This is a genomic window from Erwinia typographi (genome assembly GCF_000773975.1).
GTDB classification, from domain to species: Bacteria; Pseudomonadota; Gammaproteobacteria; order Enterobacterales; family Enterobacteriaceae; genus Erwinia; species Erwinia typographi.
This window is the reverse complement of record NZ_JRUQ01000057.1, coordinates 48,659-59,526: the sequence shown is the minus strand read 5'-3', so window position 1 is coordinate 59,526 and position 10,868 is coordinate 48,659. Positions and strand designations below refer to the sequence as shown.

At 59.9% G+C, this 10,868-nt stretch carries 10 protein-coding genes; 7 read left to right on the top strand and 3 right to left on the bottom strand.

Annotation, left to right across the window (positions count from 1 at the left end; all coding sequences use genetic code 11):
- A partial coding sequence (locus NG99_RS20265) for an ABC transporter permease subunit (RefSeq protein WP_034896961.1) occupies window positions 1–491 on the top strand: 491 nt, incomplete at its 5' end.
- On the opposite strand, the gene NG99_RS20260 is transcribed toward NG99_RS20265, so the two are convergent.
- Window positions 488–1,462: an AraC family transcriptional regulator gene (locus tag NG99_RS20260; RefSeq protein WP_034896958.1), complete on the bottom strand. Its 975-nt coding sequence runs from the start codon at window positions 1,460–1,462 to the stop codon at window positions 488–490. The genes NG99_RS20265 and NG99_RS20260 overlap by 4 nt on opposite strands.
- A gap of 111 nt (window positions 1,463–1,573) precedes the next feature.
- Here NG99_RS20260 and NG99_RS20255 point away from each other — a divergent pair, with 111 nt between their 5' ends.
- Complete coding sequence (locus NG99_RS20255; protein WP_034896956.1) at window positions 1,574–2,785, top strand: MFS transporter; 1,212 nt, start codon at window positions 1,574–1,576, stop codon at window positions 2,783–2,785.
- Here the strand turns inward: NG99_RS20255 and NG99_RS20250 are convergent.
- Complete coding sequence (locus NG99_RS20250; RefSeq protein ID WP_034896954.1) at window positions 2,763–3,980, bottom strand: MFS transporter; 1,218 nt, start codon at window positions 3,978–3,980, stop codon at window positions 2,763–2,765. The genes NG99_RS20255 and NG99_RS20250 overlap by 23 nt on opposite strands.
- Window positions 3,981–4,205: 225 nt before the next feature.
- Window positions 4,206–4,487: a SelT/SelW/SelH family protein gene (locus NG99_RS20245; RefSeq protein ID WP_034896952.1), complete on the bottom strand. Its 282-nt coding sequence runs from the start codon at window positions 4,485–4,487 to the stop codon at window positions 4,206–4,208.
- A gap of 264 nt (window positions 4,488–4,751) precedes the next feature.
- On the opposite strand from NG99_RS20245, the gene NG99_RS20240 reads away from it, so the two are divergent.
- The 5 genes from NG99_RS20240 to NG99_RS20220 all read left to right on the top strand — a co-directional run bounded on the left by NG99_RS20240 (window position 4,752) and on the right by NG99_RS20220 (window position 10,830).
- Window positions 4,752–7,154, top strand: coding sequence for a TonB-dependent receptor domain-containing protein (locus tag NG99_RS20240; protein WP_034896950.1), 2,403 nt, complete (start codon window positions 4,752–4,754; stop codon window positions 7,152–7,154).
- Window positions 7,155–7,216: 62 nt separating this feature from the next.
- On the top strand, window positions 7,217–8,245 hold the full coding sequence (locus tag NG99_RS20235) for a hemin-degrading factor (RefSeq protein ID WP_034896980.1): 1,029 nt from the start codon (window positions 7,217–7,219) through the stop codon (window positions 8,243–8,245).
- Window positions 8,242–9,060: a heme/hemin ABC transporter substrate-binding protein gene (locus tag NG99_RS20230; protein ID WP_034896947.1), complete on the top strand. Its 819-nt coding sequence runs from the start codon at window positions 8,242–8,244 to the stop codon at window positions 9,058–9,060. Before NG99_RS20235 ends, NG99_RS20230 begins: the two co-directional genes overlap by 4 nt.
- A gap of 32 nt (window positions 9,061–9,092) precedes the next feature.
- Window positions 9,093–10,058 carry a FecCD family ABC transporter permease gene (locus NG99_RS20225; RefSeq protein WP_408606422.1) on the top strand — a complete coding sequence of 322 codons (966 nt, stop codon included), beginning with the start codon at window positions 9,093–9,095 and terminating at the stop codon, window positions 10,056–10,058.
- The gene (locus tag NG99_RS20220; RefSeq protein WP_034896942.1) at window positions 10,051–10,830 is read left to right on the top strand and encodes a heme ABC transporter ATP-binding protein; all 780 of its coding nucleotides are present in this window, start codon (window positions 10,051–10,053) and stop codon (window positions 10,828–10,830) included. Before NG99_RS20225 ends, NG99_RS20220 begins: the two co-directional genes overlap by 8 nt.
- Window positions 10,831–10,868 lie beyond the last annotated feature (38 nt).

The following is a 10,868-nucleotide window of genomic DNA, read 5'->3' as shown; positions in this document are numbered from 1 at the left end:
CCCCGCCGCTGGCGCTGGGTATCCTGCTGGTGTCGGTCTTCGGACCGTACGGCACACTTGGCGAAGCGCTCTCAGCCGTAGGCATCGGGTTAAATAACAATCCCGGCGCCTTTGTCGTGGCGCAATTTTACGGCGGGTTACCCTACTTCGTGCTGTCGGCCCGTTCGGCCTTCGAGCAGGTTCCGCTGGATACAGAAGAAGCAGGGCAGACGCTGGGCGCATCGGCCTGGCAGGTCTTTCTGCGTCTGACTCTGCCGCAGGCCGCAAGAGGGTTGGCCGCGGCGCTGGCCATCACCTGGGTCAGAGTCATCGGTGAGTTCGGTATCGTGCTGGTGTTTAGCTATTTTCCTCAGGGGATGCCGGTCAAACTGTTTGTTAATTTGCAGAACGACGGCGTTGACGCCGTGTATGCGCTGCTGTGGGTTCTGCTGATCGTCACGCTGCCTTTGCCCCTGTGGCTGGTCATGCGGGCTGGGCGGGTCGGACGCTAAGCGGATTCCTGCATGGCATTACGCCTGGCTTCTTCAGCGCGTAGCGCGCCGGGCGTTTTCCCTGTCGTGCGCTTAAAGGCCCGGCTAAAGGCGGCAAGAGAGCCGTAGCCTAAGCGCCAGGCAACGGTTTCAATCGCTTCGCCGTCGCGGCCGATCCATTGTATCGCCAGCTGCATGCGCAGATCGGTCAGATAGCGTACCGGCGTCATGCCGGTAACGGCCAGAAAGCGCTCGGCAAAGACTGAGCGCGAGCTGCCCATCTCCGCCGCCAGCTGCGCCACGGTCCAGTTTTTTCCCGGCTCACGGTGCAGTGCTACCAGCGCTTTGCCCAGGCGCGGATCGCGTAGCGCCTGGAGCCAGCCGCCCGCCTGACCGCAGCCAGATTCGACCCAGCCCCGCACGATCAGCGAAGCGACCACATCCGCCAGCCTGGAAAGGATGCCCGCATAGCCGGCTCGTCCACCTAGCGATTCCCGTTCCATTGCGTTGAGCATTGGCTGTATTTCAGGGTATTTATGCATCAGCGTATCGGCGAGCAGCACTTCCGGCATGGCGCTGACCAGCATCTGCATCCCGCCCAGGTCGAACTCCATACAGCCGCTGAAAATCAGCACCGGCGGCTCTTCCTGCTGCGACGGGGAACAAGCTTTTACGCAGCAAATATTGCCGCAGACCGGCGTGCTGTTAAATGAGCGGACATCCGTGCAGGGCACATCCGGCGAGGAGAGCAGCACATGATCCGTTCCCTGGGGCAGCAGCAGCGCATCGCCGGTATTCAGCGTATAGAGGTTGCCGCTATGGGTGCGCATCAGCACCGGACCACGGCTGACAAAATGAAACTGGGCGCGGCCGGGGGCCTTATCAAAACCGATGCCGAACGGCGCGGCCAGCTCAATACGCTTGTACTGCACGCCCATCAGGCGCATTCCCATCAGCAGTTCGCTGGCAAGATCGTCATTTGCAGCTGACATAGTCTCTCCGCGGTTCGGACGAATAATCAATAATTACGGATTTTACATCATAGACCATCCGGGTCCAGCCTTTTACGCTGTACGCTATCTTCTCACCATGGAAAGCAAGCAATGAACACTCGACAACAAGCCGACACGGCACAGAAAAAGCCCCAGTGGGGCGCGGTATTTTCGATGGCGCTTGGCGTGTTTGGGCTGGTCACGGCTGAGTTCCTGCCCGCCAGTCTGCTGACGCCCATGGCGGCAAGCCTCGACGCCAGCGAAGGGATGGCCGGGCAAGCCGTTACGGTGACGGCGATTTTTGCGCTGCTGACCAGCTTTTTCAGCGCCAGCGCCACCCGCAGTCTGGATCGCCGCTGGGTGATGCTGGTGTTTTCGCTGATGCTGATAGGTTCTAACCTGCTGGTAGCCTTTGCGCCGAACCTGACGTTTATTCTGCTGGGCCGCGTGCTGCTGGGCATTTCGATCGGCGGCTTCTGGACGCTGGCCGCCGCCACCACCATGCGACTGGTGCCGGAAGCGATGATCCCGCGCGCGCTGTCGATCGTATTCAGCGGCGTGTCGGTTGCCACCATCGTTGCCGCGCCGATGGGCAGCTATTTCGGCCATCTGATCGGCTGGCGCAACGTATTTGTCGCCGCCGCCGCTATTGGCCTGCTGGGGCTGATCTGGCAGGGCGCCGCGCTGCCGAAAATGCCGCCGAACCCGTCATCGCAGGGCAGTTCGCTATTTTCTGTGATGCGTCGCCCACGTATGCAAACGGCGCTGCTGGCGATCATTTTGCTGTTTTCCGGCCACTTTGCCTTCTTCACCTATCTGCGGCCTTTCCTGGAAAGCGTAACCGGCGTAGGGGTAAACGGACTCTCGGCCATTTTGCTCGGCTTTGGCGGGGCAAACTTCGCCGGAACGCTGATTGCGGGCGTGCTGCTGGAGCGTAACCTGCACCGCACGCTGATCGCCACGCCGCTGGCGATGGGACTGATGGGCATTGGGCTGGTGGCGATGGGATCGGCTCCGCTGGCGGATGCGGTGCTGGTGGCGCTGTGGGGCATGGCCTTCGGCGCGGTGCCGGTCGGCTGGTCAACCTGGATCACCCGAACCATGCCGGACGAGGCGGAAAGCGGCGGGGGGCTGCTGGTCGCCTCGATTCAGTTAGCGATCACCATTGGCGCAGCGGCAGGCGGAGTGATCTTTAACGTGACCGGTGCTAAAGGGGTATTTATGGGCAGTACGCTGGCGCTGCTCATTGCCACGCTGACTATTTATGCCGCCTTAAGATGCAAACCCGCCATGGCGGAAATCAAATCAGATCGGTTGAGCTGATGCTGGTGTTTTTGCGGTCGGCGACTTCCTTCAGCAGGGAGAAAATAAAGATTACCATGCCCATTACCGGCAGGATTGCGCCGTAGCTGGCGGTTTGGGTCATCGGATAACCCTGCTGAACCACATAAGCCCCAAGGAAGGCGCCGAGCGCATTGGCAATGTTAAATGCCGAATGGTTCAGCGTGGCGGCCAGCGTCTGGGCGCTGCCAGCCACCTGCATCAGGCGAACCTGAAGCGGGGCGCACAGCGCCAGGTTGGTGCCCACCAGGAAAGCGCCAAGCATCAGGCCGGAGGCCGAGCCGACCAGCAGCGGGAAGAGCGACAGGACGACGACGCTCCATGCCAGAATGCAGAAGATTGACAGCATAATTTTGCGGTCGGCCAGCCTGCCGCCCGCCAGATTCCCCAGCACCATTCCCAGGCCAAAAGCGAACAGCACGAACGGCAGCCAGAAGGTTGAGAGATGGGCGGCCAGCGTCAGGATCGGGGTGATGTAGCTGATCACCGCAAACATCCCGCCAAAGCCGATGGCGGCGATACCCAGCGTCAGCCACAGGCGGATGTTCGCCAGCCCACGGATCTCCTTCAGCGGGGAGCTTTGCTGCTCCTCTTGCTCCACCGGGAAGAGCCTGAAGATGAGCACGGCATCAATCAGCGACAGCAGCGACACGCAGGCAAACGCCCAGCGCCAGTCCAGGTGCTCGCCCAGCATTGTCGCGGCGGGATTGCCCAGCAGCGAGGCCAGCGTCAGGCCCAGCATCACTTTCCCGACCGCCTGTCCGCGCCGATTTTCTTCCACTAACGAAGCGGCCGCCAGCGCAGCCACGCCCAGGAAGGCGCCGTGCGGCAGGCCGCTGAGGAAACGCGAGATGACCAGCATCTGCGCATTGCTCGCCAGCATACTGCTGACATTCCCAAGCAGAAACAGCGAGATGAAAATCATCAGCTGATGCTTGCGGCACAGACGCGCAGTACTCAGCGAGAACAGCGGCGCGCCCACGACCACGCCAAGCGCGTAATAGCTGATAAATTTACTGCCCTGCGCGAGGCTGACCTGCATGGCGCTGGCGACCTGCGGCAGCAGCCCCATGATCACGAACTCACTCAGACCGATGGCAAATGCCCCCAGTGCCAGGCAAAAAAGTAGCGGGCCGACGGCGCGCGCAGTCGGTGAAGCAGAACGAACAGTTTCCATAGAACATTGCACTTAATAGTGAGCGATTCAGGGACCCAGGCACGGAAAGTGGCAGGGGCGCAGGTTTCAGGCAGGGCAGGTAAGAGCGATAAATTGTTTTATCAGGCCTGTTTTCGGCCTGTTTTTTTGCGCTTCGTCACAGTTTTCGGCGCGGAATGGAGTTTACAGCGAAGCAGGAGGAGGGCACAAGGGGCGCGCGATCGGGGCAACGCCACGCGTGCCGTGCTATTTCTTATCGATATGCCCCAAATCCCGCTCGGGAAAACAGATATTCCGCACGCGCTGCTTCAATTCTTTCACCTCCGGGAAGCCGCCGTCCGTTTTGCGATCCCAGATGATTTCGTCATCAACCTTAATCTGGTAAATGCCGCCGGTGCCCGGCACCAGCGTGACTGAGGCTAAATCGGTGCTGAAAGTATGCAGTAATTCTTGCGCCATCCAGCCCGCACGCAGCAGCCAGTTGCATTGAGAACAGTAGTGAATGGTCACGGCAGGAGAGGTTTTCATGGTCAGAACCCGACGGGAAAGGGATCGCTATCTTCGGGCGTCTTTTATCCCACTGTCAAGCCGGCTGAAGTTGACGATTTTTTAACATTGTGAATTAATCGTGGAGATTGTTGATATAGGTAATCGATCTCATTATCATTCGCATTTGATAAATGTCATGGAATGACCTACATAGTGCCGGATCGCCTGCTCTTTTTTCGCAGCCTTCTTCGTCTGCGGCAGCAATGTATGAGTCGATACTAATAAAGAATAAAGGCTTACTAAATGCGCAAATCTTTCAGTTCTCAGGGGTTTATCCAGAAATCCGTGCTGCTTGGCACGCTGGTCACGACCGGTTTCAGCATCGCGGCTGAAACCACCACATCCACACCTCTTCCCGCTACTGCCGCTAAAGGCACGCCGCTGGCTATTTCAGAAAAGAAAAGCAGCCAGTCGGAAGCCGTTATGACGGTTACCGCGCCGGAGCCTGAAAAGAAGGCTGGCAGCAAAACCACCATCACCGCCGCCGACATGCAGAAAAAGGGCACCAACGATTTTGGATCGGTGATGCGCTATGAACCGCTGATCAGCGCCACGGGCGTTAGCGGCGGGTCGTCATCAGGGAAAAGCGGCTTCGACCGCAGCGGCTATACCGGCTACAACATCCGTGGCCTTGAGAGTAACCGCGTCGGGCTGGACGTCGACGGCATTCCGCAACCTGATGCCACCGGCCGTAGCTACGTCAGCCGCGCCGGGCTGAATACCTTCGGCATTGGCCGCGATTACATCGACCCGTATATGTACGGCCAGGTCGATATTGAATCCGGGGCGACGTCGACCTCGACGGCTAATACCTCCATTGGCGGTGCGGTATCCTTCCTGCCGAAATCGGCGGATGACTACCTTTCACCTTACAAATCGACTTATTTCGGCTATCAGTCGGATTACGATTCGGCCAACCGCAGCTGGCATAACGGCATTACCGCTGCCGCAGGCGATGAAACGCTACGCGGCGTCTTCGTTTACAGCCGACGCGACGGCCAGCAAACCCGCAACAACAGCGACACGGTAGATGCTTATCCGGCTAACTGGCACTCCAACGCGCTGATGGCTTCGGGCATCTGGCAGCCGAATGACGAGCACAAGCTGACCGGCACCGTAGATTATTACGACAAAACCAACCACACCCACTACGACACATGGAACAGTGCTGGCAGCGACATTTTAGGAACCTCACAGCAGCAGAGTAATACCCGCCGCTGGGGCGTGAGCCTCAAGGATGAATGGACGCCCGCTAACGAGTTTATCGACAGTCTGACCAGCAAGGTTTACTACCAGCAAACCCAGGCGCACGATAACACCTGGATGCCGACCAGCACCGGCAGCATGGAGCGAGTCTATTCCAATTACGACGTCGACACCTGGGGCTTCGAGACGCAGCTGATCAAGACTCTGGGACGCCACGAGCTGAGCGGCGGGCTTAACGGACGCGTGACGGAGACTCAGCGTCCGTTCCGCGAAGAGCCTACGCCCAGCGTCTATAGCGCGATTATGCAGCCCGAAGCCGACAGCCGCAGCTATGCGCTTGGCGGATTCGTGCAGGACAACATTCAGTTCGATCTCGACGGCCACGGTTTTTATGTCGTGCCGGGCGTGCGCGTGGCGCATCAGAGCACCAAGCCTGAAAATCTCTCCAGCCTGACCACCGGCAGCACCGTGCTGGATGAGTCCGAACTGAATACGCTGTACGGAAAGGAGAACTCGGATACTCAGGTCCTGCCATCGCTGAGTTTCAACTACGACATTACGCCGTCGCTGATGACCTATATTCAGTACAAGCGCGGGGCGCAGTTCCCTAACGCCAGCCAGCTCTACGGCTCCTGGAACCTGGGTTCAAGCTATGCCGGCACGCAGCAGTATGCGCTGATCGGTAACAGCGATCTGAAAACCGAAACCAGCAACAACCTGGAATGGGGCATGAAGGGGCAGGTAGTGGACGGCGTATCGCTGAAGACCTCGCTGTTCTACAACACCTATAAAAACTTTATCGCCTACACTCGCTACACCCGTGCGGGCAGCCCGGCGCGCTTTACCAACGTGCCGTCAAATATCTACACTGTTTATCAGGCGGAAAACCGCGATAAGGCCTATATCTATGGCGGCGAAGTCTCGACAAAGCTCAACTTTGGCACCTGGTTTGAGCAGGTGAACGGCCTGAGCGCGACCTTTGCGCTGGGCTACAGTGAAGGCAAAGCGAAGTCCAACTACTCCGGCGACAGCTATCAGGACCTCGACAGCGTTGCGCCGATGAAAGCGATCGTTGGCGTTGCCTGGGACGATCCGGCAAAACGCTATGGCGCTGCCGTTACCGCGACCTTCGTCAAGGGTAAAAAGGCTACCGCTACCAATCGTGAAAGCTACACCAACAATGCGGGCACTTCGTTAACGGACTCCACGGAAGAATATATGCGCGTACCGGGCTACGGTATGGTGGATATGACCGCTTACTGGCAGGTGGCGAAAAACGTTAAGCTCAGCGGCGGGATCTATAACCTGACCGACCGCAAATACTGGGATTACCTCAGCAGCCGCGAGCTGACCGAGAGCACTAACCAGGACGCTTACGACAAAGCGCTGGCGGTGATGCCGGGCAGAACTTACCAGCTGGGTGTGAATATCGATTTCTAATCGGCCCGATCTTATTACCCCGTAGCCCTGCTGATGCAGGGCTTAAAGGAGAGCGAATGGATATGACAACTCTTTATCAGCGTTATCAGACCTTAAAAACCGAACACCCCAAAAAATATGCCCGCGATCTCGCCGATCTTATGGGCATCAGCGAAGCCGAGCTGACCCACGCCAGAACCCTGAATGATGCGGTCGCGCTGCGACCAGACTTCAGCGAACTGCTCCCGGCGCTGGAAGCCGTTGGCGAAACGAAATCCATCACCCGCAATGCCTATGCCGTGCACGAGCAGGTTGGGCGTTACCAGAATCTGCACCTTGGCGACCATGCGGGGCTGATTCTCAACCCGCGCGCGCTGGATCAGCGGCTGTTCCCTTCGCAGTGGAAGAGCGCTTTTTCGCTGGTAGAGAAAAGCGAGCGCGGCGACCGGAACAGCATTCAGATTTTTGATGGCGCTGGTGATGCCGTGCTGAAAATTTACGCCACGCCGAATACCCTTATGCCGCAGTGGCACGCGCTGATTGCCGCCTTCTCCCTGGCAGAAACGCCAGAGCTGATCGTCACGCCAGCCGAGCCGGTGAACTACGCCAGCCAGCCTGATGCTGCGGCCATCGAGCAGGAGTGGCGGGCAATGACTGATGTTCATCAGTTCTTTGGGCTGCTAAAGCGTCACAATATCTCCCGCCAGCAGGCGTTCCGCTCGGTGGCCAGCGACCTGGCGCTGAAAGTGGATAACGGCTCGCTGAGCGAACTGCTGAAGCTGGCGCAGGCGGACGGTAATGAAATCATGATTTTCATCGGCAATCGCGGCTGCGTGCAGATTTTCACCGGCGCGGTCGAAAAGCTGGTGCCGATGGAGAACTGGGTCAATATCTTCAATCCCGCCTTCACCCTGCATCTGATGGAAAACACCATCAGCGAGAGCTGGATCACCCGTAAGCCGACCGCCAACGGCATGGTTACCAGCCTTGAGCTGTTTGCCGCTGACGGCACGCAAATCGCTCAGCTCTATGGCCAGCGTACCGAAGGCGAACCGGAGCAGAGCCGCTGGCGCGAACAGCTTGCGGTCCTGACCGCAGGAGTAGCGGCATGAAACGCTGGCTGATTGCGCTGCTGGCGCTGCCGTTTTCACTGCTGGCCGCAGAGCGGGTGGTGTCTATCGGCGGCGACGTCACGGAGATCATTTATGCGCTGAATGCGCAGCAAAGCCTGGTCGCCCGCGATACCACCAGCCTGCAACCTGCCGTGGCAACCAAACTGCCCAACGTGGGCTATATGCGCCAGCTGAACGCTGAAGGGATACTCGCGATGAAGCCGACGCTGGTGATTGCCAGCGAGCTGTCTAAACCTTCGCTTGCGTTGCAGCAGGTAGAACAGGCTGGCGTTAAGGTGATTACCGTGACCGGTAAGCCAGAGCTGAGCGCTATCCCACAGAAAATCGCCACCATCGCCGCCGCGCTGCACCGTGAAGAGCAGGGCAAAGCGCTGGAAACCAGCCTGAATAATCAGCTGGCGGGCGTCTCCGATAAACCGCTGCCGGTGAAGGTGCTTTATATTCTCAACCACAGCGGGATGCGAGCGATGGGCGCGGGCAGCGATACGGCCGCGGACGGCGCCATTCGCGGCGCCGGGCTGCAAAACGCGCTCGGCAACATCCCACACTATCAGCCGCTGACGCAGGAAGGCATCGTCGCCAGCGCGCCGCAGCTGGTGGTGATTGGCGAATCCGGTCTGAGCTCAATGGGTGGGGAAGAGAACCTCTGGAAGTTACCTGGCCTGGCGCTGACCCCAGCCGGTAAGCAGCAAAACCTGCTGGTGGTCGATGAAATGGCGCTGCTGGGCTTCGGTCTGCAAACGCCAGGGGCGATCGCCAAACTGCGTAAAGCGGCGGAAGCCCTGGCGAAATGAAAGTGGTCAACGTTCAGCGCAGCCTGCTGCTGATGGCGGTTCTGATGGTGGGGATGGTGCTGCTGGCGGCCAACATTGGCGCGATGCGCCTCTCTTTGCCAATGGTCTGGCAGGCGCCCCATGACAGCATGATCTGGCAAATCTGGTGGAACATCCGCCTGCCCCGGGTGCTGCTGGCGGTGCTGGTGGGCTCGGCGCTGGCCCTCTCTGGCGCGGTGATGCAGGGATTGTTCCGCAATCCGCTGGCCGACCCAGGGCTGCTGGGGATCAGCAGCGGCGCGGCGTTAATGGTGGCGATTTCCGTGGTTATCCCGCTGACGTTACCCGCAGTGCTGGCGCTTTGGTGGCCCATGCTCGCGGCCTTTGCGGGTAGCCTGGCGGTGACGGCGGCAATCTTTGTGCTCAGCCGCTACGGCAGCAGCACGCTGTCAAGGCTGCTGCTGGTGGGCATTGCGATCAACGCGGTGTGCGGCGCGGCGGTTGGCGTGCTTTCATGGATTAGCAACGATCAGCAGCTCCGCCTGCTCTCCTTGTGGGGAATGGGATCGCTGGGGCAGGCGCAATGGTCGACGGTGCTGGCCAGCGCGGTGGTCATTTTGCCCGCCATGCTGGCTATCCAGTGGCAGGCGCGCAGGCTGAATTTACTGCAACTCGGCGATGAAGAGGCTCACTATCTGGGTGTGGATGTGAAACGCACTCAGCGAGTTTTGCTGGTGCTCAGCGCGCTGATTGTCGCGGCATCGGTAGCCGTCAGCGGGGTCATCGGCTTTGTCGGGCTGGTGGTGCCGCACCTGATAAGAATGTGTCTTGGCGGCGATCACCGCTGGCTTTTGCCCGGCGCAGGGCTGGCCGGGGCGATCCTGATGCTGGTTGCCGACACCCTGGCCCGCACGCTGGTGGCCCCGGCCGAAATGCCGGTGGGGCTGTTGACCAGCCTGCTGGGCGCGCCCTGGTTCCTGTGGCTGATTTTGCGCCGCCGGGAGGGCCGCTATGACTAATCTGCTTGAGGGGAAAAACCTCAGCTGGCGCGTCGGCCAGCGGCTGCTGATTGATGATGTTTCGCTGACGCTGCGCGCCGGTGAGATGGTGTCGCTGATTGGCCCTAACGGCGCGGGCAAGTCCACGCTGCTGCGGCTACTGACTGGCTATCTCTCTCCGGCCTCAGGCGTTTGCCTGCTGGAGGGCAAACCGCTGGCAAGCTGGTCGCGGGAGCACCTCGCCCAGCGCCGCGCGGTGATGCGTCAGCAAAGCCACGTTGAGTTTCCTTTGCCGGTCAGAGATGTGGTGGCGATGGGACGCGCGCCCTGGCACGGTTCGAAAAAAAGTGCCGTGGTGGACGAGGTGATGGCGTTGACCGGCAGCGATATGCTGGCAAACCGCGACTACCGGCACCTTTCCGGCGGTGAACAGCAGCGAGTTCAGCTGGCGCGGGCGCTGGTCCAGCTCTGGCATGACGGCGGACCGCGCGGCTGGCTGTTTCTGGATGAACCCACCTCCGCGCTGGATTTGTACCATCAGCAGCATGCGCTACGGCTTCTGCATCAGCTCACCCGGCAGGGACAACTGACGGTCTGCTGCGTTCTGCACGATTTGAACCTTGCGGCGCTGTGGTCCGACAGTATGCTGCTGCTGCATCAGGGGCGGCTGGTCGCGGGAGGCGCGCCAGCCGGGGTGATGACGGAGGAGACGCTGACGCGCTGGTACCAGGCTGACCTTCACGTTCATCATCATAGCCAGGACGGCGTCCCGCAGATTGTGCTGCGCCGCTAGCCGGCCAGCACCTGAGCGGCTTCAGGCCGCGAGCCAAA